Annotated in this window: 18 protein-coding genes; 11 read left to right on the top strand and 7 right to left on the bottom strand. The window is 75.1% G+C overall.

The features are described from left to right. Nucleotides 1–381: 381 nt before the first annotated feature. Nucleotides 382–693 carry an SCO5918 family protein gene (locus tag PZB77_RS10385; protein WP_275492289.1) on the top strand — a complete coding sequence of 104 codons (312 nt, stop codon included), beginning with the start codon at nt 382–384 and terminating at the stop codon, nt 691–693. Between the two features lie 114 nt (nt 694–807). On the opposite strand, the gene PZB77_RS10380 is transcribed toward PZB77_RS10385, so the two are convergent. Further along, the gene (locus tag PZB77_RS10380) at nt 808–1167 is read right to left on the bottom strand and encodes a hypothetical protein (RefSeq protein ID WP_275492288.1); all 360 of its coding nucleotides are present in this window, start codon (nt 1165–1167) and stop codon (nt 808–810) included. 1582 nt (nt 1168–2749) lie between these two features. Between PZB77_RS10380 and PZB77_RS10375 the strand changes: the two genes are divergently transcribed. From PZB77_RS10375 to PZB77_RS10360, 4 genes are all read left to right on the top strand, one after another. Next, nucleotides 2750–3970, top strand: a complete 1221-nt coding sequence (locus PZB77_RS10375) for a PP2C family protein-serine/threonine phosphatase (protein ID WP_275492287.1) — start codon at nt 2750–2752, stop codon at nt 3968–3970. Nucleotides 3971–4336: 366 nt separating this feature from the next. Then, complete coding sequence (locus tag PZB77_RS10370) at nt 4337–4528, top strand: DUF2795 domain-containing protein (protein ID WP_275492286.1); 192 nt, start codon at nt 4337–4339, stop codon at nt 4526–4528. Nucleotides 4529–4668: 140 nt separating this feature from the next. Beyond that, nucleotides 4669–4860: a hypothetical protein gene (locus tag PZB77_RS10365; protein ID WP_275492285.1), complete on the top strand. Its 192-nt coding sequence runs from the start codon at nt 4669–4671 to the stop codon at nt 4858–4860. Nucleotides 4861–4894: 34 nt separating this feature from the next. Continuing rightward, on the top strand, nt 4895–5068 hold the full coding sequence (locus tag PZB77_RS10360) for a hypothetical protein (RefSeq protein ID WP_275492284.1): 174 nt from the start codon (nt 4895–4897) through the stop codon (nt 5066–5068). 332 nt (nt 5069–5400) lie between these two features. Here PZB77_RS10360 and PZB77_RS10355 read toward each other — a convergent pair whose 3' ends face one another. Together PZB77_RS10355 and PZB77_RS10350 are read right to left on the bottom strand one after the other, a co-directional pair. Then, nucleotides 5401–6711 (bottom strand): SpoIIE family protein phosphatase, encoded by a 1311-nt coding sequence (locus tag PZB77_RS10355; protein ID WP_275492283.1) that lies wholly within the window; start codon nt 6709–6711, stop codon nt 5401–5403. After that, entirely contained in the window at nt 6708–7511 is an 804-nt protein-coding gene (locus tag PZB77_RS10350; RefSeq protein ID WP_275492282.1) for an alpha/beta hydrolase, read from the bottom strand. The genes PZB77_RS10355 and PZB77_RS10350 overlap by 4 nt, the downstream gene beginning before the upstream one ends. Nucleotides 7512–8002: 491 nt before the next feature. On the opposite strand from PZB77_RS10350, the gene PZB77_RS10345 reads away from it, so the two are divergent. The 4 genes from PZB77_RS10345 (at nt 8003) to PZB77_RS10330 (ending at nt 13771) form a co-directional block, all read left to right on the top strand. Beyond that, on the top strand, nt 8003–9265 hold the full coding sequence (locus PZB77_RS10345; RefSeq protein WP_275492281.1) for a cation:proton antiporter: 1263 nt from the start codon (nt 8003–8005) through the stop codon (nt 9263–9265). Nucleotides 9266–9331: 66 nt separating this feature from the next. Next, entirely contained in the window at nt 9332–10273 is a 942-nt protein-coding gene (locus PZB77_RS10340; RefSeq protein WP_275492280.1) for a hypothetical protein, read from the top strand. After that, complete coding sequence (locus PZB77_RS10335) at nt 10270–11340, top strand: hypothetical protein (protein ID WP_275492279.1); 1071 nt, start codon at nt 10270–10272, stop codon at nt 11338–11340. Before PZB77_RS10340 ends, PZB77_RS10335 begins: the two co-directional genes overlap by 4 nt. Nucleotides 11341–11449: 109 nt before the next feature. Beyond that, nucleotides 11450–13771 (top strand): hypothetical protein, encoded by a 2322-nt coding sequence (locus PZB77_RS10330; RefSeq protein ID WP_275492278.1) that lies wholly within the window; start codon nt 11450–11452, stop codon nt 13769–13771. On the opposite strand, the gene PZB77_RS10325 is transcribed toward PZB77_RS10330, so the two are convergent. From PZB77_RS10325 to PZB77_RS10315, 3 genes are all read right to left on the bottom strand, one after another. Then, nucleotides 13749–14843 carry a hypothetical protein gene (locus PZB77_RS10325; RefSeq protein WP_275492277.1) on the bottom strand — a complete coding sequence of 365 codons (1095 nt, stop codon included), beginning with the start codon at nt 14841–14843 and terminating at the stop codon, nt 13749–13751. The two genes, PZB77_RS10330 and PZB77_RS10325, sit on opposite strands and share 23 nt — an antisense overlap. Before the next feature lie 83 nt (nt 14844–14926). Beyond that, a complete protein-coding gene (gene fxsT, locus PZB77_RS10320; RefSeq protein WP_275492276.1) occupies nt 14927–18634 on the bottom strand; it encodes an FxSxx-COOH system tetratricopeptide repeat protein in 3708 nt (1235 codons plus the stop codon). A 121-nt stretch (nt 18635–18755) separates the two neighbouring features. After that, nucleotides 18756–18974, bottom strand: coding sequence for a hypothetical protein (locus PZB77_RS10315; protein ID WP_275492275.1), 219 nt, complete (start codon nt 18972–18974; stop codon nt 18756–18758). Between the two features lie 293 nt (nt 18975–19267). On the opposite strand from PZB77_RS10315, the gene PZB77_RS10310 reads away from it, so the two are divergent. Together PZB77_RS10310 and PZB77_RS10305 are read left to right on the top strand one after the other, a co-directional pair. Then, nucleotides 19268–20509, top strand: a complete 1242-nt coding sequence (locus PZB77_RS10310; RefSeq protein WP_275492274.1) for an FxsB family cyclophane-forming radical SAM/SPASM peptide maturase — start codon at nt 19268–19270, stop codon at nt 20507–20509. Next, nucleotides 20506–21903: an HEXXH motif-containing putative peptide modification protein gene (locus PZB77_RS10305; RefSeq protein ID WP_275492273.1), complete on the top strand. Its 1398-nt coding sequence runs from the start codon at nt 20506–20508 to the stop codon at nt 21901–21903. Before PZB77_RS10310 ends, PZB77_RS10305 begins: the two co-directional genes overlap by 4 nt. Before the next feature lie 19 nt (nt 21904–21922). On the opposite strand, the gene PZB77_RS10300 is transcribed toward PZB77_RS10305, so the two are convergent. Beyond that, a complete protein-coding gene (locus PZB77_RS10300) occupies nt 21923–24562 on the bottom strand; it encodes a discoidin domain-containing protein (RefSeq protein ID WP_275492272.1) in 2640 nt (879 codons plus the stop codon). Between the last annotated feature and the right edge of the window lie 117 nt (nt 24563–24679).

The raw sequence follows: 24679 nt of genomic DNA, 5'->3' as shown, positions 1-24679 counted from the left end.
ACCGCCCGGAGGGTGCTGTCGGCCGAGCGGTCGCGGTCGGATTCCGGTGTTGAGCGCCCGCAGTGAGCATCTGCCCGTTCGCGACGACAGCGGCCTTCCTGGCGTACCTGCCGCCCGGGCTCGGCCCGCGGCGGAGCGAGACGGCTCCGCGTACTCGGACAGTCTCCGGTTGCGCGATATCCTCGATGGACGAGGGCAGTTCGCCTCGCCGGTGACCACCATGGCCGAGGTCGGGCACATGAGGCGCCACGGCCACCTCGACGTCTTGCCGGTGGTCGACGTACACGGCAGTGCCCCGGGTGTCCTCGCCCGGGTCTTTCCGGAGCCGTTCCACCGCCGCAGCACTACTTCCTTTTTCCGTTCCTCTCCCTGTGAGGCACCATGCGCTTCGTCATCGCCCGCTTCCCGTTCGACCTCACCAAGAGCGGAGTCCTGGAGTCGATGAAGGGCATCGCGCCCGAGCCGGTGACGGGCGAGTCCGTGATCATCGGCCGACGCACCTACCCCGTCAAGCAGGTCGGCCAGGTCGTCACGCGCCAGGACCGCCGCGATTTCAGCGCCGGCGAAGTCGTCCGGGCCATGACCCAGCTCGGCTTCACCTGCCGCGGCCTTCCCCAGGCCCCCGCGCCCACCCGCGTTCTCGACCCGGTGGAGCACGCGTCCGCGATGCTCGGCGCCACCGAGGCCGCCTGACCGACGGCCGAGCGCGAGCCGTCGGTCACCGGCATCACGGAGGGTCCGACCGGCGCAGCCGGTCGGACCCTCCGTGATGTGAAGCTCGTGGCCAGGGGGCCGGTAGTGGGTGGGTCAGTGGTCGGAGTAGCTGAAGTCGCCCATCGTCCATGAGCTGACGTCTTCGATCGCGACCCGGTACATTCCGCCGGTCTCCGGGATGCCCACCGTGCCCTGGAGGATCCGTGCCACGTGGAAGTGGAGATGCGTGGGCGGTCCGTCCTCGTGCGCCGCAGTGGTGAACATGGCGGCGAAGTCGGTCAAGTGGGCCGAGTCCGCCAGGACCTCCGACACCCGTTGCCTCCAGACGGCTTCGGGAGCCAGCCGGCCCGTGATGACCGCACCACCGGCGACCACGGTCAGAGGCAACTGGTTGCTGTGCCCGGACTCCACCAGGGCGACAACATCGACAAGCAGGGCGTCAGGCTTCGACATGGGACAGATTCTATTTGCCCGTCGGCGGGCCGCTCTTCCCGGGGCCGGTACACGGTCAGGTGCCGGGTGGACGAGAACCCGGGGATGCAGGCTCCCTGACCGATCACGGCCGACGGGGCCCGCGCACGTGCTTCTGGTACGCGAGGCAGTCGGAACCGAGGGCGCGCGACGCCCAGGATCGAAAGACCGCCCGGACGCTGGACGAGAGTGCCGGTGGGAGCCCCGGCGGGATTCGGCGCTCAGGGACGGCGTCCTCCGAGCCGGCGTACGGAAGAGGACGCGGGCCACCCGGGGCAGCCGGTCAGGCCCGTGCAGCTCGTCAGGCCCGTGCAGCTTGTCAGGTCCGTGCAGCTTGTCAGGTCCGTGCGGCGGTCAGGTCCGTCGGGACGCTGACGCGACGCGGCGAGAGGCCTTCGGATTCATCCGGGCAGGAGTCGCACGAAGGCGGCACGCCGGTGTGGCGTTCGCCCCGTCGCATCCACCGACGGGCCGGCGGCTCCGTGCCCGCTGCTCCTCTCCCTCCCTGCTCGCCCGGGCAGGTTCGGGCACGCCCGGGTGGGGCCGTCGTGGAAGCGACCGGACGAGCCGTTGCCCCTCCGAAGCGGACGAGGGCAAGAGCCCCGTCCGGTGATCCGGCCCGCACGACCCTGCCGTCCGGGGCCGACGTCCGTGACAGTCGTGGCCACTGCCCGGCGGCGTGGACGGGTCGGCTTGTACGCCTGTCGATCAGCGCGCAGGCTGGAATCGAGTTGCCCGCTCGCTGTCCCGGCCGGTCGCCGCCGTCGGGGTGCCTTTCGTTCCCTCCCCGTGGCCCCCGAGGCAACGGTGCCGAGTCCCACCCGTGCCGAGTGGGCGGCCATGCTGGCCGCCCGGTCACCTGCCGACCCGGTCGGCGTCACCCCGCCCGCTGTCCGGTTCTCCCGCTTCCGGTGGACGGAGCGGAGAGGAGGGAGAAGACCGTGAAGGCCGTGGTGTGGCACGCGTGGGGGGACGGACCCCTGGGTGATGTCCCGCGACCGAAGATCAGGGACCCGCACGACGTGATCCGGAGCCGACTTACTCGGCGACCCCGACGGCGAGTAGTGATGCGGTCCACGGTGGGGGCGGAACCTGCGGCTACTGCCTCGCACGCCCCTACGCGCAGTGCGACGACGCCACCTCACGGGGCTGCCGGGGCGGGCACCGTGTTCTTCGGTGGTCCGGAAGCCGCCGGGGGACTGGACGTACTGCGGGCCGAGTGCGTCCGGGTGCCCCTCCCCATGCCGGTCGCGTCCCCCTGCCGGTCACGGTGGACGACGCCCAGGCACTCCTGCTGTCCGACGCCCACCCCACCGCGTGGTTCACCCACCGGTCGGCCAGGTGGGGAAAGCCGCCCCCACGAGCGGGAGGGCACCGGCACGAGGCTTCCCGTCCGGGCGGGTGAAGGGGGACCGCGGGCACCCCAGCATCCCGGTGGACGCGGCTACGGCCTCAAACGGGGGTAGGCGGAAGCCGTCGCCTCGGGCGAGGCGACGGCTGCGGCGCCGGTGGCCCCCGGGGCGACGGACGGCGAAGCTACCCGATCAGAAGGAGGTACGCCCTCATGACGGACACCGCGAAGGTGGCGGGCGCACTCACCGATCTCCTGGCGGCCAGTCACATCGCGGTCCTGGGGGACTTGCCGGAGATGGTGGCTTCGCACGCCGACGCGGTGGGCCTGCACGGGGCGACGTTCTTCCTGGTGGACCTGCAGGGCAAGGTCCTGCGCCAGGTGACCGGCCGAGGGCCCGATGCCGGTGAAGGCGGGTTGCGGCTGGCGGCCGACGGAACCGTCGCGGGTCTGGCCTTCCAGCGGGTGGACCTCGTCCTGGAGCCACGACGGACGGCCGATTGGGGTCTCCTCCGGTGGTGGGTACCGATCGTGGACGGTGTGGAGCGGCTCGGCGTGCTGCGTGTGGACACGGCGGACGACGACGAGGCGGTTCACGACGCGCTGCGGAATCTCGCCTCGCTGGTGGCCCTGCTGTTGCTCAGCAAACGGTCCCACAGCGACTCCTACGCCCGCTTGATCCGTACCGCACCGATGAACGTGGCCGCGGAGATGCAGTGGCACCTCACCCCGCCCTCCGCGTTCGCCGGCCGCAACTGCACCGTGGGAGCCGTGTCGGAACCGGCGTACGAGGTCGGCGGGGACGCTTACGACTACGCCGTCTCCGGCGACACCCTGCACCTGTCCGTGTTCGACGCCATGGGGCACGACGCCACCGCCGGTCTGACCGCCAACATCGCGGTGGCCGCCTGCCGCAACGCCCGCCGCCAGGGTGCCGACCTGGTGGAGACCGGTCAGGCGGTGGAAGACGTTCTCATCGAACAGTTCGGCGTCAGCCGCTACGTGACCGGCATCCTCGCCCACCTCGACATGGGAACCGGCCGGCTGCGGTGGATCAACCGCGGCCACCACCTGCCGGTGCTCATCCGCGACGGACGGTGGTCGAGCGAGCTCCGGTGCCCGCCGGCCGGCCCCATGGGCGTCGGACTGCGACTGCCGGTGACCGTTTGCCAGGAGCAGCTCCAGCCCGGTGACCGGGTGCTGTTCTACACCGACGGGGTGGTCGAGGCCCGCAACGGGAAGGGCGAACAATTCGGACTCGAACGCTTCGTCGACTTCGTCATGCGTCATCACGCCGGCCGACTCACGCTCCATGAGACCTTGCGCCGCCTCACGCACGCGATCCTGACCCATCACGGGGGACGGCTCGACGACGACGCCACGGTACTGCTGGCCGAGTGGGGCGACCCCGACCAGGGCGACCTGACGCCCTGACGCACCGTCGTCCGCAGGGGCGTGGCTCCGCGCGGGACTCCGGGCCGGACCCGGTGGCGGCGGGGCGGAGCGATGCGCAGACTGGAGAGGGCGCTCCGATATCCGCACGTACGCAGCGGGCGGGGGTACGAGCGCCGCGGCCCGTACAACGGACGTACCGTGCCCCTCGCTGACGGCGGCGGACCGGCGTCCGTACCGAAACGCCGGGCCCGAGGGCGTGAGCACGAGGGCGCCTGCGGAACCGCGGGCCGGCCTTCCGGTCCCGCTCGCGGGCCGGGGAGAGAGCCGACGCCCGAGAGGTGTCCGTTTCCCGGCCGCCCGGACGGATCACCACACCACACCACACGGACCAGCAAGGAGAGCACTGTGGCGGACATCAGCCCGATCGACCTGCAGAAGGCGCTCAAGGGAGCCGAGTACCCCGCGAGCCGGGACGACTTGGTCTCGCGGGCCCGGGACAACGGCGCGGAGGAGACACTCGTCACCAAACTCGGTGACGCCCCGGCGGACCGGTTCGACGGACCGAACGAGGTACAGAAGGCCGTCTTCGACAAGTAGAAGGACGGACGACGCGGGCCCGACGCAAGGACGGCCGGCGTCGGAGTGCACCGGCCCCGCACGGTCCGCCCCGGAGCGGCGTGATGCGCCGTCCCCGGGCGCGGGCCTCGGCCGGCAGAGTCGCAGAAGGAGTCGCGAACATGTCCAACCCCCAACAACCCGAGTTGCGGCGCAGTGACAAGGGCGCGAGCACACCGCAGGACAGTCAGGCCCGCAAGGCGGCACAGCCGGGCGGGACCGGCGGGCACACCCACGGCACCGACCGCGGAGGCAAGGGCGGAGGAAAGGGTGGCGGCACACCTCCGGAGCAGCAGCCCGACCACCCCGCCTGAGCCCGCCCTCAGCCCGACACGAGAGGAGGAGGCCATGACCACTCCCGAGGAGAACCGCCCCAAGACGACGTCGACCGACGCCGTCGTCGCGTCGCCCGGCGAAGAAGGGGCGGCCACCGAGCAGGACAAGGGCGCCACCGGGCGCACGATGGGCGAGGCGCTGGAAGAAGCGGGGCTCAGCCCGGACGACGTGCGGGACGACAGCTGACGACAGTGCCGTCGTGGCGGACCCTGGGCACGACGGGCCCCGGTCGCAGAGCGGGCCGAAAGCCGAGGGCATCAGGCGCGCCCGCTCCGGCGGTGTCGGGCGGGCTCTGCGGACGGCCACTCGGACGACGCCGCCCGGCTCCGTGGCGAGCTTCGGCGCTCGGCGGGAGCACCCGCAAGCCGGTTTTCGAGGGGCCGGGCTCGGTGAGTCCGGCCCCTCGTCGTCCCGTCGGCCGGGCGCCGTCCAGGCGGGTGGGTGCCTCGGTGTCGAGGGCCCGAGGGCGAAAGCCGTCCGGCGCATCGGATTTCTGCCCGGGCGGCACCGGTCGCGCTTCAGGTCGCTGCCGCCGCGCCCGGGCCGCTGCCGTTCTCGGCGGGTACGCCCAGCGCCAACAGGGCGGTGTCGTCGTTGAGGCCCTGGCCGAAGCTGTCCAGCAGGACGGTCAGGGCGCGGACGAGGGCGGGGGCGGGGGTGCCCGCCCGGGCCCGGGCGAAGTCGCGCAGCGCCTCGTCCCCGTACAGGCCCGCGCAGTCCTTGCCCGTACGGGCTTCCGTGAGGCCGTCGGTGTAGAGCAGGAGGGTGTCGCCGGGGCCCAGGCGGGTGTCGGCGGTGACGAAGTCCGCGTCGGCGAGGATGCCGACCAGGAGGCCGCCGGGGGTGGGCAGGTAGTCGGCGCGGCCGTCGGCGCGCAGCACGAGAGCCGGCGGGTGGCCGCCGGACGCGAGGTGGACGTCGACCTGGCCGGTGGCCGGGTCGGTTTCGAGTACGCCGAAGACGGCGGTGCAGTAGCGGGGGTCCGGGCCGCCCGAGTAGCGCTCGTACAGCACCGTGTTCAGGGTGGCGAGGGCCGAGACGGGGTCGGGGTCGTGCAGGGCCGCGGCGCGCAGTGTGTGGCGGGTCAGCGCGGTGACGGCGGCGGCCTGGGGGCCCTTGCCGCAGACGTCGCCGAGGAAGAAGGCGAAACGGGTGCCGTCGACCGGGAAGACGTCGTAGAAGTCGCCGCCGAGGCGGTCCGGGGAGGCGGTGTGGTAGTGCGCCGCCGCCTCCATGCCCGGGACCGCCGGGAGCGTGTCGGGCAGCAGCGCCTGCTGGAGTACGGCGAGGGCGTCCTGCAACCTCGCGCGGTCGGCCTGAGCCCGCCGGGTCGCCTCCTCGGCCGCGTGGCGGGCCCGCAGGAGTTCCTCCTCGTAGGCACGGCGGTCGCGGGCGTCGAAGACGGTGATGCGGATCAGCAGCGGGTCTCCGGTGCTGCCGTGCATGATCACGCCGGAGACCATCACCGGCATCCGGCCCCCGCCGACGCGTTCCGTCTGCTTGATGTCGAGGGCGATCCCGCTGATCCGGCCGCGCATCCGCAGCAGGGGCGCGAAGTGGGTCTCGTGGTAGAGCCTGCCGCCGACGGTCAGCAGGTCGACGAAGCGCATCCGGCCGACCACCGCGTCCCGGTCGAGCCCCAGCCAGCCGAGCAGGGTGTCGTTGATCTTCGCGACGGTGCCGTCCATCAGCGTCGACAGGTAGCCGCAGGGGGCGCTCTCGTACAACTCCTCGGCGCCCGACTCCAGCAGCGCCGCGAGTGCCGGGTCCGAGGCGGCCGCGGCGCACGCGCCGGGTGGGCCGGGTTCCCGCCCCGGTCGGCCGGTCATTCCAAACCGGCCAGGAACGCGGTGAGGGCGGCGTTCGTGGCGTCGGGAGCCGACAACTGGGGGCAGTGGCCGGTCGCGTCGAGGGTGACGAGGGTGGAGCCGGGGATGGCGCGGTGGACGTACGCACCGACCTCCGGGGGCGCGATCATGTCCTCGGTGCAGTCCAGCACCAGCGTCGGCACGGTGACGCCCGCCAGGTCCCGGCGGCTGTCGGAGAGGAACGTGGTGCGGGCGAAAGCACGGGCCATGGTGGGGTCGGTGGCGCAGAAACTGCTGGTCAGTTCCTCGCCCAGCTCGGGCCGCTCCGGATTTCCCATGATCATCGGGGCCATCGCGGAGGACCAGCCCAGATAGTTCAGTTCCAGCGACGCCAGCAGCTCGTCGATGTCCTCGGCGCTGAAGCCACCCCGGTAGCCGCCCTCGTCGACGTACCGGGGGTTCGGGGCGACCATCACCAGCGCCCCGATCCGCTCGGGCGCCTTCTTCGCGGCCATCACCCCGACCATGGCGCTGACCGAGTGGCCCACGAACACCGCCCCTTCGAGATCCAGCTCCTCGCAGACCTCCACCACGTCCTGCGCGTACCCCTCGAGCGAGGAGTAGCGCTCCTCGGTCCAGGCGGACAGGTCGGAGCCGCCGGACCCGACGTAGTCGAAGAGCACCACGCGGTAGTCCTCGGTCAGCGCCGGCACGGTCAGGCGCCACAGGTTCTGGTCGCACCCGAATCCGTGCGCCAGCACCACCACCGGACCCCGCGGGTTGCCGGTGACGGTGATGTTGTTCCTGCGCCGGATGTCCATGCCAGCCATCCTCCCAGCACCCGCCCGCGGCTTCGACCCGGCGCACGCGTCGGCCGGGGCGGAGCGCGGTTCCGCGGGCGCCCCCGACCCCCTCGTGCCCCCGCCCCCGGGCGCCCCCGACTCCCCGGCGCCCCCGGGTTCGGCGGCCGCTCCGGGCGGGCATCGTCCAGGAAGGACCACACCGGCCCGGCGGCGGAGCCGGACGGACGCCGAGGAGGGCGGCCGGAGCGGGCCGGACCCGACGCGGGTGGCGCCGGGGCGGACCGGACGCGGGGTGGCGCCGGGCGGAGCGGCCGGTTCCCGACGGGGCCCGGGCAGGGTCCGGGGGGCGGCCGGTGCGCCGGCCCGGCCGGGTTCGGCGGCGTGGCTGATTCGGGTCGGCGTGCCTGCGCCAGGGCGAGATGCACCTGTCGCCGTGGCGTTGGTGCCCCTACGATGCGGCTGCCACCGGGCGTCGCGAGGGGGCGGTCGCGCGGGGAAGGGGGTGCGCGGTGCGGAAGTGGTGGGGCGCGGTGCGGCGGAAAGTGCCGCCGGCCGTTCCCGGCATCGTGCTCGGCGCCGTGGGCGCGCTGGTGGCCGGGGTGCTGTGCGGTCTCGCCGTCGACCCGTCGGCGTTGGCCGGTACCTGGGGGTACACCTTCGGGACGAGTCTCCTGCTGGCCGTGGGGCTGTACGGAAGCACCTACGGGATCGACCTCGCGGCGTTACGGGCCGACCTGGGCGGAGTGGTCGCGGCGGTGACCCTCGGCGTGGTGCTGAAGGCGGCGCTCATCGCCGGGGTGATGGTGCTGGCGTTCGGGCGGCCCGCCCATCTGGTGCTGGGCATCGCGGTGGCGCAGATCGACCCGCTCTCCGTCGCCGCGCTCGACCGGCGCGGGAGGATGTCCGAGCGGGCCCGCTCGCTGCTGATGGCGTGGGCGGCCTTCGACGACCCGATGACCGTCCTCCTGACGCTGTACGCGGCGGGGTACGCCTATGCGGCCGCGGGGCACCGGGGCGCGCCGGCGATCGCCGGGGGCGGCGCCGGGGGGTGGCTGACCGGACTCGCGATGAACGCGGCACTGCTGGCCGGCGTGGTGCTGCTGTGGTGGGCCTGGCGCCGGGCGGCGCCCGCGCTCGTGTCCGTACCGCCGTTCCGGCGCGCGGGGGAGGTGGCGGCGGGGCTCCTGGTCGTGCTGATGCTGGTGCTCGCGGCGGTGGGCACGCTGATGCTCGCGGTGGCGGTGGCCGGGCTGGTGGTGCGCCGACGGGTCTTCGCGAAGACGCTGGGCCGTGCGGTCGCCACCGCCTTCCTCGCCGCCTCCCTGGTACTCGGGCTCTTCCTCGCCCAAGGGGTCGCGCTGTGGCCCGGGCTGCTGCTCGGCGCCACGGCCTTCGGCGCCCAGGCGCTGGTCGCCCTGTGCGTCATGCCGCTCTTCGTACGCGGGTTGGAGCGGCGGGACCGGATCGTGCTGGGGCTCGGTCAGCAGAACGGCATCACCGCCGTGCTGATCGCCCTCGCCCTGGAACACGACTTCCCCGGCACGGTCGCCATCGTCGGACCCGCCGTCGTGACCGTCAACCTGCTCCACGCGACCGGTCAGTCGCTGCTCGCGCGCGGTGCGGGGCCGCCGGGGACGCGCGGGGAACCCCGGGCGGACCAAGAACGTCACTCCTCCTGCGACGGACCGTCGGACACCGACCCCCGCGCAGCGGCCCCGGACCCGCTCGGCGAGGCTCCGGGACAGGAATCCAGCGGACGGGCCGCCGCGTGAACGGGACCGGCGGCCGCCGGGGCGGCGACGGCCGGCACGCGAGGACCGGCGGACGGAAGGACGCACATGGGGCAGACGCGCGAGCGGCGGCGGGCGGGACCACCCCGCGCAGCCGGACTGCTGACGGTGGTCGCGGTGGCCCTGCCGCTCCTCCTCGCCCCGGCGGCGGACGCCGCACCGGCCGCTACCCCGGAATACTCCGCATCCTCCGCCTTCGCGGCCTCCGTCCTGCGGGCCGTGTCCACGGACCCCGGGCGCGACGTCCTGCTGGTCTACTGTCTGGACCCGGCGCACCGGGCCGAACTCGTCGCCGCGGGGACGCGGTTGGGTGTGCTCGACCGCCGTTCCCCCGGGCCCGGCCGGGTGCTGCCGGCGGGTGCGGACCGGCCGGTCACGGTGGAGGAGTGGGCCGGCGGGCCGCGGAGCGACGACTTCGCGAGAGCCTGTTCCGCGCTGATGGCGGCGGCCGCCGGGACGCCGGGAGGCGCCGGGGAGAAGAAGGAGAAGGGCTGGCCGGCGGAGCTCCTCACCTCGCTGCCCCTGCTGGTGGCCGGCGCCCTGCTCACCCTCGCCGGCCAGGCCTCGGAGCGGGTGAACGCCGAAAGACGGGCGAACAGGCAGCAGTTGGCGCTGGGCGAGCTGACGTACCGTACGGCTGTGGGGACTTATCTGGCCGCGTACGAATCCGAGGGGTACGGAGACCACGCCGCGGTGCTGGCCGCGCGCGAGACCCTCACCGCGCCCCTCGCCCGGATATCCGGCCCCGCCGCGCGGCGGGCGGAGGCGCGGCGGCTGACCGAAGGGCTGCCGCTGGCCCGGCCGCTCGCCGCCGAGGACGGCGGCGGGTTTCTCGGCAGGCAGGCGCGCCTCCGGGAGGCGCACGGCGTGCGGCTCCGCCTGGACAGGGAGCTGGGCGCGCTCGCCGGGCTGGACCGGCGTGCCGTGCACTGGCGTTGGCGTACCGTGCGCGAGCGGTTCGCCCGCCGTACGCCGGGAGGGGGCGCATGACGGCATCCGAGCGGGAGAACCCCTACGGGGTGCGGGTCCCGGGAAGCGACCGGACCATGCCGGGCTTCGTCAGCCCTCCCCTGGACGACCATCCGCTGGTTCCGTGGGACGACGCGAGCCACGTCGGCCAGTGGGTGGACGTCGACCACGCGCGGGACCAGCTGGACCTCTTCGAGGAGTGCCTGCGACGGCTCGCTCACATGGTCAGCCCCCAGGTGGACCGGGGGCACCTGGTCGTGGTGACCGGCCCGGTCGGGATGGGCAAGACCACGCTGATCCACCGCTGCATCCACCGGGCCCAGCAGGTCATCGAGAACGCGGCGGCCCGCGCGGAGCCGCCGGCCCGGGCGCTGCGGCACGTGGTGGCGATGACCGCCGGCTACGTGAACGACGGCCGCGGGATCTGCGTCGACGACAACGGCGACTTCGCGTCGACGGCGGCGATCAACGAGACCATCCGCGACAAGATCGTGGCCGCGCTCCGCACCGGCCTGCCGACGGCCGACGGCGTCGACCCGGTGCTGCACGGCGCGAGCACCTCGAAGGCGTTCGCCGCGATCAGCGCCCTGCTGGCCGAGGAGAACGCCCTGCTGCTCGCGGTGGTCCCGCACATCGAGTGGAAGGACCCGGGCGTGCGGAGCAAGTTCCTCATGACCTGTCTCAGCCACGCGCAGAGCCGCATCCTGCTCTTCGTCGAGGTCAGCCACGGCGCGAGCGAGACCGCCGGAGAGGTGGTCCGGGAGCTGGCGGCCGACCGGGCCTTCACCCACCTCGCGCTCGGCCCGCTCCAGCCCGACGACGCCGTGACGTTCGGGCGGAGCGCCCGCTCGGACCACCCCGACCCCGACGACCCGGCGGACGACCTGACCCTCCGGGAAGCGGTCCTCCGGGCCCGGGCGGCCCGCTGGCAGCCGGGCGACGTACGGGAGCTGCGGCAGATCTTCCACGCGGCGGCGGAGGCCCACACCCGGGCAGGCCGGCCGGTACGGATCACCGGCGAGGACCTGGCCGAGCAGGTGCGCGCCCACAGCCGGCGGACCCGCAGCGACCTGGGCCGCGCCCCCTGACACCGGATCCACGCCCCGCACCCCTGCCCGCACCGCCGCACGCGCATCCGCGCCCCGGCCCGCCGCACCAGCCGGACAGACCCCGATCGGAAGCACGAGGAGTGCCATCGTGGCCCCAGACAGTGGAGAGAGCCGGCGCGGCAACCCCTTCCCGGTGATCCCGGTCGTCCGCCTCGGTCCCTCGGCGGACCTCGGGGACGTCCCCGTCGAAGCGTCGGACTCGGGGAGCGCCACCGTCCGCACACCGACCATCGACGAACTCACCCAGCTGGTCGAGGACTACCTCACCGAGCGGCCCCCGGGCGGCCGGCGCGGGCGGGCGATCGCCCTGGTCGGCCACTTCGGCCTGGGCAAGAGCCACGCCCTGCGCGAGGTCTACGCCCTCCTCGGCGCCCGGCCGGAACGCCCCGCCACCTGGATCGTGGACGAGCCGATGCAGGACATGGGACGGATGTACCGGGACCGGCTGCGCGGCCCCGGGGACACCGACGCGGGCCGCCGCGCCTTCGAGGACCTGGTCCGGGACTACTACGCCTACGTCACGGCCCGGCGGGTCGGCGAGCAGGGCCCCGACCCGCGCCTCGGCGACCTGGACGACATCGCGGCGGGGCTGCGCGACCACACGCTCGACCCGGCCAAGGTGGTCTCGGCGCTGCGGTACGACCCCGAGGTGATCCACGCGGACCTGCGCGGCACGCTCGGAGAGGTCACCGAGCACCGCAGGTTCGCCACCGCGCTGGCCCTGCTGCTGGACCCCCGGCACACCCGCATGGTCTGGAAGTGGCTCAACGGCATGGAGCCCGCCGAGCCCCTGCGCGAGCGCGGCATCACGGAGTCCATCGGCCCGCAGCCCGGGGCCGTCGGCCCGGCCGGTGCGGCGGCCGGCATCGACCTGGTCTTCGACGCGCTGGCGGTCCAGGGGTTCCTGCACGGCAGGGTCGGCAAGCCGTACGTCCTGCTGCTGGACTCGCTGGAGAAGGTGCTCGACTGGCCCGCCGACACCGGGCGGGTCTTCGTGGACGCCTTCGAACGCCTGGTCAACATCTTCGCCAGCCGGGGCGGCCTGCTGGTCTTCTGCGTCTCCCCGCGCGGCCTCCAGGCGCTGCGCCCGAGCGTGCACGAGCGGCTGGTGCAGCTGTGGCCGGCGGGGCTCAGCGAGGAGCTCACCGTCCGCCTGGTCGACACCTACGTCGGTACGGCGGAGAGCGCCGAGCCGCCGCTGCGCGGGCTGCGGGCCTCAGGCCCGTTCGGCCCGGACGCGCTCCGGCTGCTGCACGAGCTGACGGACGGGGTGCCGCGCGAGGTGCTCAAGACCTGCCGGCAGGCCTGGCAGATCAGCGAGGACGAGGACGGCGCGGTCCGGGAGGTGCCGGCCCAGAACGCGCTCCGCGCCGTGCGCGAGCTGCACGAGAAGGTCTCCCGGCGGCAGGTGGAGGCGGAGGTGCACGAGGCACTGGGGCTCGGCCAGTGGCGCATCGCCTCCCGCGATCCGGTCGCGTCCCGGCTCTCGTCGCCCGCGGGCGTCCCGGAGGAGGTGCTGCACTGGATCGCCCCGGCCACCAACGCCCACCTCGCGGTGATCCTGACCCGTTCCGTCCTCGTCGCCGACGACGTCGAACGTGTCGCCGCCCACGTGCAGGGGCTGCGCGGCGCGGTGAGCCCGGCCCGGTTCGAGCCGCTGGTCGTCGTCAACGGGCGGGCGGCCAACGCCATGCAGGACCGGCTCGCCCGGGTGATCGGGTCGCGGCCGCTGGTGTACCGGCAGGGCGACTTCCCCCGGCGCGTGCACGAGGCGCTGCGGCAGCTCGAACGCCGGATCGTGGACGGCCGGCGCGAGGAGGACCTCGACCGGCTGGGCGAGCGGATGCGCCGTGACCTCGCCCAGCAGAGCGACCGGCTGGACGGGTTGAGCCGCGCGATGGCCGAGCTGGCGACCGAGGCGCGGACCGGGGCGACGGCGCAGCGGTCCGCGCCGGGCACCTCGGCGGACTTCCCGGGGCCGGGCGGCCCCGCCGAGGACGAGGCCGGTACCCAGGCGCTTCCGGGGGCCGTGAGGAGCAGCTTCCTGGACGTGCTCGCGGTCCTCGACGCCGCCGGCCGGCGGATGGCCGGCCGGGCGGTGGGCCGGCGCGGCGCCACCACCCCCGCCGAGCTCGGCCTGCTGGGCTGCGTGACCCTGGTGAGGTCCCTCACGGTGGACTTCCGGCGGGCCGTGGCGGACTGGTACCACGCCCGGTCCCCGGCCGCCCCGACCGAGGCGCAGCTGGGCGAACTGCGCCGGATCTGCCGGGAGTACGCGTACGCGGTCGAGGTGCTGCCGGTGCACCGGCTGGACAACGCCGGGCCCCCGCACCCGCTGACCGCCGCCCGCACCGTCGAGCTGCTCGCGGAGGAGGTGTGGGGGGCGCTCAGCGTGCCGGCCGCGCCGTGAGGTCGCGCGGCTCGCCCACCCCGTCCGTCCCGTCCATCCCGCGCCCTCCGGACAGTCCGCGCACCTCGCGGACGAGCCGCCGCAGCCGGTGCTCGGCCGGGGCGACCCGGAGCTGGTCCAGCGTGACGCCGATGACGAACTCGCGGGGTGAGACCCAGAGGACGTACACCGCCCCCTCCTGCACGTCGAGGACGAGCCGGTCCAGCGGCGGGTGGCCGTCGGTCGCCGGGGCGACCAGGTGCAGGGCGTCGGTGAGCCGGGCCAGATGGCCGCGCAGGACCCGGGAGAGGTCCCGGTAGGCGGTGCGCCGGGTGCGTACGCTGACGTCGATGAAGCGCGGCCCGAGGGCGGGCGAGTCGAAGGTGTCGCCGGCGCACACCAGGGTCCAGTCGCGGTAGTACGCCGCGTACTGGAGGTCGACGTCGTCCACGTGCCGGTGCCACAGGTCGCGCAGGCGTGCCTCGGTCCCCGTGTCCGGGCCGGCCCCCGTGCCGAAGTCGACCCGCAGCGAGGACTCCGGGGAACCGCCCGCCCGGAGCACGGGCCCGGCCTCCGGAGCGCCGCCCGGCAACTCGTCGGGCAGCGAGTGGACATCGACCCGGATGCGGGTGGTCAGCCGGTTCATGGCCGCGTCCATCGGGCGCACCCCGTGCGGGTCGTCGGTGAGGGCCGCCAGGAACTCCCCCGGCTTGATCCGGCCGCCCCACAGGCCGCCGCGCGCGTTGGCGACGACCGTACGCATCAACTCGCCGGTCCCCAGCGGGCGGAGCGCCGCACCGAGGTCCTGGGTGCACAGCAGCAGCCGGCTGCCCGGCAGTGCCTCGTCCTGCAACTCCTCGTCGGGTTCGGCGATCAGGCCGCTCAACGGGGACCGGCCGGCCGCGCACACCGCGAAGTCGAGGATGCCGCTGCTGTAGTGGGCCAGCGAGCGGACGGCCGGCTGCCCGGCGACGGCTTCCTCGCACAGCGCCGTGATCCGGCCGTGGCGGTCCCGGGTCCAGTGGAACTCGCGGAGCGTGTCGGTCCGTCGGCCCGGGAGGGGGTGCGACGGGGGATGCGAGGGGGCTGCCACGTGCGTTCGCCTTTCGCTCGGTGGCCGGCGGCGGCCGGAGGTGACCGGAAGCGGCCGGAGGGGCTCTGGGGCGGCCCGTGCGGTCAGGGCAGTTCCAGATCGATGTCGTATCCCGACCGGGGCTCCGGCACGGACGTGTCGCCGGTCGTCAGCCGGGCGTGGTGGGCCTGCACCCGGCGGCCGTCCGGGCGGTGCGAGACCCCCAGGTCGCGCAGCCGGCGCAGGGCGCGGAGGGTGAGGGCCGCGGCCTCCCCGGTCCTGCCGTCCGCCGCGAGGGTGGCGGCGAGCGAGTTCTCGGCGGTGGCGACCCAGAAGTGGCCCTCGCCGACCTTGGCGACCAGCAGCCCCAGGGCGGCGCGGCCCAGCTCCGCCGCCTCCCGGGGCTCGCCCGCCGCCCGCAGGTACACCCCCTGCCGCACCTGGTTCAGCGCGGTGTACGGATGCCCCGGGCCGTACCGCGCGGCGAGCGACTCACCGCACTGCGCGGCCTGCCGCACGGCCTCGTCCACCTTGTTCAGGGCGTGCAGGTCGGCGGCGAAGCTGAACCGGCAGCGGAGCGTCTCGGGCCGCTCCGCGCCGAACCGCGAGACGTACAGCTGCAGGGCCCGCTGGTCGCGCTCGTACGCCATCTCGAAGCCGTACACGGGGTCCAGGTTGGCCGGGCGGGCGTCGGCGAGCCGGCGCTCGCTGACGGCGAGCCCGACCTCCGTCGAGAGGCGGGTCATGTCCCAGGTGTCACCGTGCCGCCGCAGACGGCGGCGCAGCAGGTCCCGCGACTCGCCGGCCCGCCCGGTCGCCCGGTACAGATGGGCGAGCAGCTCGGCCGAGTTCCAGGCCACCGGGTCGTCCTCGCCGCCGACCGCCTGCCGGTAGCGGAAGCGCTTCTGCATCCGGCCCGTGGCGGCCGCGACCCGGCCGGTGAGCGCCTCCGTGAGGGCGAGGTTGTGCTCGATCTGCAGGGTGGCCGGGTGGTTGTCGCCGAGCAGCAGGGTGATCCCGTCCATGGCGGGCCTGAGCTCCATCAGCGCGTCGTCGAACCGTCCCAGCGCGCGCAGGATCGCCGCGTGCGAGTCGGCGGAGAGCAGCGTGCGCGGGTGGGTGGGGCCCAGCAGCCGCCGGTGTCCGCGCAGCGCCTCCTGCGAGCGGCGGCGGGCGTCGGCGTAGTCGCCGCGCATCCGGTGGGCGCGGGCGGTGTGGTTGAGCAGCCGCAGGTACTCCGGCGACTGCTCGTCACCCTCGGTCCACCAGGCCTCCCGGGCCCGGCCAGCGATGTCGAGGACCCGTTCCAGGTCGGCGTTCTCGCCGCGCCCGCTGAGCGCGTGGAGGTGGCGCAGCAGCGAGCGGCGCACCCGGGGGCGGGTGTCCTCCCACAGCCGCAGGGAGTACACCTCGCGGGCCCAGTCGGCGGGCAGGTCCTGGTTCTTCTCGGGGCCGTACTCGGCGAGGGTGGTGCGCAGCACCGACTCGACGTGCTGCTGTGCGGCGGGCTCCATGCCCGCGCGGATCAGGTCGCGCAGCCCGTGGTGCTGCGCCAGCGGCTGCTGCCTGCGGTCGAAGTCCACTTCGAGCAGGCCGACCTGGGCCAGCGACCAGAGGGCGACGCTGACCATGTGCTCGTCGGGCAGGTGCGCGTCGTCGGTGCGGTCGCGCGCCGAGCGGTCGACGGGCAACGGGCCGGCCGTGTCGTCACGGGCCAGTTCGGACAGGATGCGCGGCGAGCGCAGCAGCTCCAGCCCCATGCCCCGGCCGGTGAGGAGCGACGCGGCGTCGAGCAGCCACCCGAGGGGCTCGTGGGCCGGGTTCTCCGCCTTCCAGGCGTCCGCGCCCGGCGTGGACCGCGCGACCTCCAGCGCCACCCGCACCATGACGGCGACGGAGGAGACCGCCGCCGCCCCGGCGAGCATCTCCGACTTGTGGGTGCGGTAGAGCGTCAGCAGGTCGTCCACGGCCGCCCGGTTCGCGGTGTCCTGGCCCATGTGGTCGACGCCGCGGTGCAGGGCGGCCCGCTGCGCCAGGCAGTGCGCCGCCAGCCGCAGGGCCTGCGGTACGAACTCCGTGACGCTGCCGACCCGCAGGGCCTGGTCGGCGGTGATGTCGGGGAGGTGGTCGCCCAGCAGGACGCGGGCTTCCTCGGGCGTCATGGGCGCCAGGGCGAAGGGGACGAAACGCGGCGCGGACCGGTCCGCGCCCCTTCCCCCCGCGCCGGCCGACGGCTCCGGTACCGGCTCTCGGCGGGTGGCGATCAGGACGTGGCCGCGCTCGTGCGGTACGGGCAGCAGCCCGCGCAGTCCGGCCGGGTCGGTGACCCCGTCGTAGACGATCAGCCACCGTCCCGCACCCGCTTCGGGGCGGGTCAGGCGGGCGAGCAGCCGGGCGACGGCGGCGTCGTCGTCCCCGGGGGCGGCGCGTCCGGTCAGCTCCTCGGTCGTGGAGAGGCGGCCGGCGAGCTGATGCAGCTCCCGGCGGATCCGTTCGCCCTCCCAGGCGCGGACCCACCAGACCAGGTCGTAACGGGCGCCGATCCGGTGGCACAGCTCGCGGGCGGTCTCGCTCGTGCCCGAGCCGCCGGCGCCGTGGAGCACCAGGCAGGCACCCTCGCGGCCCGCCGCCCACAACTCCTCGTCCAGCGAGGTCAGTACGGCGTCCCGACCGGTGAACTCACGGTTGCGCGGGGGGATGTTGATGACCTCGGGCAGCCTGGGGTAGGGCGCGCCGCCCGGTCCCGCGCGGTCCGGCCCCGGGGGCAGGCCGAGGGCGGTGCAGAGGATGCGCAGCGCGTCGCCCTCGGTGGCGTCGCGCAGGTCGATCCGCTCGTGGTGCGCGGCCTCGGTGTGCGGGACCGGCTCGTCCACCAGGACGATCCGCACGTCGGTGTGGGAGAGCGCGCCGATCTGCCGCAGCAGGGCGTCGTCCGCGTCGCGCGGGGAGAGGAAGAGCAGCGCCGTACCGGGCGCGGGGCGCTCCCCCGCGTAGGTGTCGCCCCGGCGCAGTTCGGTCCGTACGCCCCGGTCGGCGAGCCGGTCCTCGATCCAGGCGGCCCAGGACGCGTGGCGGGCCGCGTGGACCAGGACGACGTCGGTGAGCCGGGCGGGCTGGAGGGCGCGGAGCCGGTCGGCGACCCGCTCGTAGTAGGGACGCATTCCGGTGACGTTGCCGATGACCTCGCTCTCCACGACGAGGCTGCGGCTGTCCATGTAGAGCGGGTTGTACGGGATCTCCAGGAACGGCAGCCCGGTCTCCCCGCGTGCCTGGGCGATCGGGGCGAACCTCCGGCGCACCCGCTCGCGGGCGTCCCGCAACCGGTCGCGCACCCCGATGTCGCTGCGGAGGCCGAGGGTGAGCATCGTGACGGTCCGGCCACCCCGGTGGGAGTCCAGGTCGTCGGCGAGGGCGGCGGCCCCGTCGATGGACCAGGCGGTGAGCGCGAAGCAGATGACGAGGGAGTCGGCGAACTCCGCGAGCGCGCCGGGGTGGACCGCACCCGGGGCGTCCGGCAGCGGCGCCTCCACGAGCACGTGGTCGTAGCGGAGCGCCGACGGGTCCCGGGCGAGACCGGTGAGCGTGTCGGGGGTGGTCCGCGCCGTGGTGGCCACCTGCCCCGGCACCGGGTCCGGCACCTGCCCGCTGTCGCCCCGGCCGGGCCCCCGCCCGTTCACCAGGAGCACGCTGCGATTGCCCTCGGCGAGCACGTCCGCCACGTTGCGCAGGGTGGTACTCAGGCCCAGGCTCTCCGAGGTGGTGAAGAAGACGGCGAACGGGCCCGGCGGAGCGGGGTGAGAGATGCCTGGCATGGCCACTCCGTTCGGTGCGGTACGGCGACAGGACGGACACGACGGTACGAGGGATGCGTCGGTGCGGGGCGGGTACGTGCGCGTGTTCCCCCGGTCGTTCCCCGCCGGCCGCGTCACCCGCTCACGCACTCTCCATGTGGCCGGTGACGAACGGGTCGCCCTCCAAGCAGCTGTCGCGCAACCGCCGCAGCGTCTCCCCGAACACGGAAGGGGGCAGGGCGGCCAGATCCGCCGGCGCGAGCAGCGAGACGTCCAGGACCACGGACTCGGCGTCCGGAGCCGGATCACCGTCCGCACCGGCGGACCCCTCGACGGAGCCGGAGCCCTCGGTAGCTGCCACGGTGTCACTCCAGGAGGTCCCGTCGGGCCGCCCCGAGCGGCCACGACCCGTGTCGCGCGCACGCGTTCCGGTGAAACGCGTCCCCGTCAGCGTAACGCCGCCCGGGCTCCGCGCGGCAGCGGACGCACGGCCTGATTGCCGATAACCGCCCTGTCGCACAGGCCTGTTGGCCGGTTCGTGATGTTGACCGGCGCCGTCGCGGAAACGAATACTTGCCGAACGGAGCGCGCCCGTGCCCGCGCCCCGCCCGGCGGGGCCGCCGGACGGGCCGGCAGGAACCCCCGGGGGAGCGGATGAGCAGAGCACCCGCACGGCACCCGGGTGAGCCGCCCTGGCCCCGGGCACGCGACGTGGCGGCCCGGGAGGCGGCCGGCTGGACCCCCCACCCGCTCCACTCCTTCGTCCTCAAGGTGCACAGCCGCTGCGACCTGGCCTGCGACTACTGCTACATGTACCGCTCGCGCGACCAGAGCTGGCGGACCCAGCCGCGCACCATGGCCCCCGCCGTCCTCGCCCGCACCGCGGAACGGATCGCCGCCCACCTGGCCGCGCACGGGACGCGGGAGGCGGGCGTCGTCCTGCACGGCGGGGAGCCCCTCCTCGCCGGTGACGAGGCACTCGCCCGCACCGCCCGTGTGCTGCGGGCCGCGGTGGGCGGGGGCGTGGACCTCCGGCTCTCGCTCCAGACCAACGGAGCGCGCCTCGACGAACGGCGGCTCGACCTCTGCGGGGAGCTGGGCATCCGGGTCGGCGTAAGCACCGACGGCGGCCGTGCCGCCCAGGACCGCCACCGCCGCTCCGCCGACGGACGCGGCAGCCACGCCCGGGTCGCCGCCGCGCTGCGCCTGCTCGCCTCGGAGCCCTACCGCCCCCTGTTCTCCGGCCTGTTGTGCGTGATCGACCTCCGCAACGACCCCGTGCGCACCTACGAGGAGCTCCTCGAACACCGGCCGCCCTCGATCGACTTCCTCCTCCCGCTCGCCAACTGGCACGCCCCGCCGCCCGGACTGCGGCCCGACGGCCGGCGCACCCCCTACGCGGACTGGCTCTGGGCGGTCTTCGAACGCTGGTACGGAGCCCCCGTGCGGGAGACCGGCGTACGCGTCCTCGACGACCTGCTGGCCCTGCTGCTCGGTGCCACGCCCCGCACGGAGACCATGGGGCTCGCCCCGGTCCGCTACGCGGTGGTCGAGACCGACGGATCGCTCGCCCAGGACGACACCCTGCGCACCGCCTACCACGGCGCCGCCGGCACCGGGCTGCACGTGGACCGCGACTCCTTCGACGCGCTGCTCCGCCACCCCGGCATCGCGGCCCGGCAGTGGGGCGTCGACGGACTCTGCGACCGCTGCCGCGCCTGCCCGCTCCACCAGGTCTGCGGCGGCGGCCACTACGCCAACCGCTACCACCGGGCGACCGGCTTCGCCTCGCCCAGCGTCTACTGCGCCGACCTCACCGCACTCATCCGACGGGTCCGCGGCCGGCTCACCGCGGACCTGGAGGGCGCGTCCCTCCCACCCCGGGAAGCCGCGTGAGCCCGCTGCCCCACGTCCCTCCCGCCCCCGGGAACCGCACGGGCCCGGCGCCGCACCGCATGGCCGGCGCCCTGTTCGACGCCGTCGCCGCGGGTGGCGGCGGGGCGGAGGCGCTGCGCCTGCTGGCCCGCGCCGAACACAGCCGGCGTCTCGCCTGCCTGTACGCGGTGCGGGAGGCCGGCCTGGACGCCGGCGGCGCCGTGGCCCGGCAGACCGGCGAGGCCTGGGAGCTGATCGCCGCCGCGGACCGGGCCGCGCCGGCGGCGGTGGCCGCGGTGCTCACCCACCCGTCCGCCGGCCCCACCCTGCTCGACCTGCTCACCCGCCTGCTGCGCGGACCGGCCGGCGAGGAGCCGCCGGTGCACCGGCTCACCGCGCTCGCCGCCGCCTGCGCGGCCCGCGCCGGAGTGCCGGGCCGCACGCGCTGGCCGGTGTCCGGCCCCTGGGTGACCCTGCCCGCGCTCGGCCGGGCCCGGTTCCCCGGCGCCCGCGCCGGGGACACCGCCGAACTGCGCGTCGGGGCGGGAGGCCGCGCCACGCTCCGCGTACCGGGGGCTCCCGGCCCGGGCCCGCTCGTGGTGCCCGCCGGCGACCCGTACCGGACCCACGACCGGTGGCGCGGGCCCGTGCTCCTCGCCCGCCTCGGCCCCGGAGCCCCGCTGCTGCTCGACACCCTGGACGCGCCCTGCTTCCCGAACGCGCCGGACCGGCCCCGAGCCGTCACCGAGGCGCAGCGGCGCCGCTGGACCTCGCTCGCGCACGACGCCCGCGCACTGCTCCGCGCCGATCACCCCGAGGTCTGGGCCGAACTCGCCGCCGGACCCCGGCTGCTGGTGCCGCTCGCCGGATCCGGCCGGGGCAGCGTCAGCGGCAGCAGCGCCGAGACCTTCGGGTGCGTGGCGCTCTCGCCGCCCGAGTCCGCGGCCGGATTCGCCGTCACGCTGGCGCACGAGATGCAGCACACCAAACTCGCCGCCCTGCTCCACCTCTTCGACTTCCTCGAACCGGGCGACGGACCGCTCTACTACGCGCCCTGGCGACCCGACCCACGTCCCTTGCTCGGCCTGGTCCACGGGGCGTACGCCCACCTCGGCGTGGCGCGGTTCTGGGACCGGCGCCGCGTCACCGAGCCCGATCCGGTCCTGCGGGCCGACGCGCACGCCCGGTTCGCCCGCTGGCGGACCGCCGCCCGCGACGCCGCCCTGCTGGCCCTGGGCTCCGGGCGGCTCACCCCCCTCGGCCGACGCTTCGGCGGGCACATGCTGGACACCCTGGAAGGGCTCTGTGCGCTGCCCGTCCCGCCCTCCGCGCAGCGCCGGGCCGCGGCCGCCGCCGAGGCGCACCGGGCCACCTGGGCCGGCCGGACCGAGCAGGCCCGCCGACTGCCCGCCTGACGGCCGGATCCGCGGCGGCTCAGGACCCCGGCAGCGCCGCCACCACCTTCAGCTCCGCGATCCCCGTGCCCTTCGCCGTGTCCGGCCCGACCACCGTCACCCGCACCTCCCGGGCCGTGGCGCCCGGGTGGTAGGGGCGCCAGGAACGGCCGTCCACGGAAATCTCGACCGTGTGGCCGGCGGGCGGCACCGCGCTCCAGAGCGGGGTCACCGAGCCGATCCGCAGCGCGCGGTCCAGCCGCACGGTCAGGGTGCCGGTGGTCCCGTCCGGCGACCAGGCGGTGGCGGGCGAACCGTCCACCGCGGCCTCCGCGTAGAGCCCGGGGGCCTCGGAGGACGCCGTCACCGTGCGGCAGCGGGCCACGTCGTCGGTGGGGGCCAGGTCGGGGCGGCGGGTCGGCAGGACCAGGGTGCCCTCCAGCCGCCGGGGACCCGCCGGGGTGTGCACCGTGAACGGCGCGCCCGACACCAGCCGCACCGCGGTCCGGGAGGGCCCGAGCGCGATGTCGTAGGTACGGCCCCGGTAGCGCAGCCCCTTCAGCGTGACGCCCGCCCGCAGGGGCGGCGGGAGGGTGGGATCGAGCCGGATGCCGTCCTCGCGCAGCCGCAGCCCGGTCAGGCCGTGGGTGAAGACCTGAAGGAATCCGCCCTTGCCGGTGAGGAAGTCCTCGGCGGGGAAGCCCGACAGCGGGTCCGAGGTGCCCGACTTCGCACCGCGCGCCTCGGAGAAGAGACCGAACGGGCCGCGCATGAAGGGGCGTACGGACCGTTGGAGGTACGTGTACGCGGCGCACCCCGGCTCCCCGATCGCGGCGGCGTCGATCGCGTGTACCGAGTCGGTCATGGCCGGGCCGTCCGGATCGGTGCGGGCGGCGTAGAAGTCGAGCGTCGCGGCGGCGGCTCCCGGCTCCATCGGCCACTCCAGCGGGTACATCAGCAGGACCGTGTCGGCCTGCTTGATCGTCGAGCCGTCGTACCCGGCGTACTGGAGGAAGATCCGGCGCCCGGCGTCGTACGGGACGCGCAGCCCGTCGGCGATCCGCCGCCAGGCCGCGGGCGCCGGCCGGCCGAGGAGTGCGGCGGCGCGTGCGGCGTCGCGCAGGGCGGTGGCGGCGACCGCGTTGGTGAAGACCCCGTCCGTGACGCCGTTGCTGTACTCGTCGGGCCCGGCGACGTTCGTGATCGACCAGCTGCCGTCCGTGTTCGCGGTGGCGCGGGACGCCCAGAAGTCGGCGATCCCCTTCAGCAGCGGCCAGCCGCGCTCGCCGAGCCAGGTGCGGTCGCCGGTGGCCAGCCAGTACTGCCACACCGCCAGCGCCACATCGCCCTGCAGGTGGATCTGGGTGAGGCAGTGCGGTGGGTCCCAGCTCTGGCACTCGGAGTCCAGCCGGCCCCGGCTCGCACTGGTCCACGGGTAGAACAGTCCGTCCAGTCCCAGCTCCGCGGCGTTCGCGCGGGCCGCGTCACGGGTGCGGTAGCGGTACTCCACCACCGTGCGGGCCAGCTCGGGGCGGGTGGCCAGGAGCCCCGGGTACATCCACGTCTCGGCGTCCCAGAACACCAGGCCCGCGTAGGTGTCGCTGGTCGCACCGGCCGGCGCGACACTGTCCGCCGCGCCGGGGCGGGTGGCGGCCAGCAGCCCATACTGCGCGGCCCGCAGCCACCGCTGGAGGTCCGGGGCGCCCGGCACCAGCACGTCCGAGGACCAGGCGCGCCGCCAGAGCGCCGTGCTGTCGGCCAGCACCCGGTCCCAGCCGCGCCGGGCGGCCCGCCGTGAGGCGGCGCGCGCCGAGGCGAGCGGGGCGCGCGAGGTGAGCGCGGTGTCCACGCCCACGTACTTCTCGACGGTGTACGAGCGCCCCGCGACCATCCGCAGCTCCCGGGTGAGCGCCGGGCCCGGCGCCATGGTCTGGACGACGGCCCCGGCCACCCCGGTGCCGCGGGTGCGGAAGGTCCCGTCCTTCGCCACCACCGTCCGGCGGGCGCCCCGTGCGTCGAGCCGCCCGGTGACCGTCGCCACGCCGTTCCACCGGGGCGTCAGCGTCAGACGTACGGCACCGGCGTGGACGTCCGAGCGGTCCGTCAGCACCTCGTACACCAGGTCGGTGGCCCGGCCGTCGGCCGCGGTCCACCGCAGTGAGGTGCGGACCAGGCCGCAGGCGAAGAAAAGGGTCTGCCGGTAGCGCGAGATCCGGCCGGGCGGGGTGCCGGCGCCGAAGGTCTCCCGCCCGACGCGGAGGTCGAGCGGCGTCCAGCTCGGCAGCGCCGCGAGCACCTCGCGCCCCTCGGTGGTGCCGGGCTCGGCCCCGTACAGACCGGTGACGAACGCCCCGTCGTAGCGCGGGGTGTACAGCGGCCACCCGGTCTTCTCCGGGCGGGCCGCGTAACCGGCGCCGGTCGGCGGGATCCGGTGGCCCAGGTAACCGTTGCCGACGTACGGGTCGTACCCCCCGGCCTCGCCGAAGCGGGTCGAGGTCAGCTCCCAGGCGCTGTCGGAGGGCGTGCGGGGGAGGGGGACGGGGGTGTCCGGCGCCGTGCAGGAGGGCGGTGCGGCGCCGGTAGCCCCCCGCGCGGCCACCGGCGCCACCGGGCCGGGAAGGGCCAGGAGGGCGAGAGCGCCGGCCAGGCCGTGGACGAGGGTGGTACGCGCGTGTCTCACCGTGATGAACCTAGGGAGGCGGGGGCGGGTACCGGTTCACGGCACGCGCGGGGGCGCACGGGGCACGCGGACGCCGACGGAGCCGTCCTCCGGACGGAGCAGCCGGTGCGGAGCCGG

The sequence above is a fragment of the Streptomyces sp. AM 2-1-1 genome (genome assembly GCF_029167645.1).
Taxonomy (GTDB): domain Bacteria; phylum Actinomycetota; class Actinomycetes; order Streptomycetales; family Streptomycetaceae; genus Streptomyces.
Note: the sequence above shows the minus strand (reverse complement) of the source record. Positions and strands in the feature narration are given on the sequence as shown.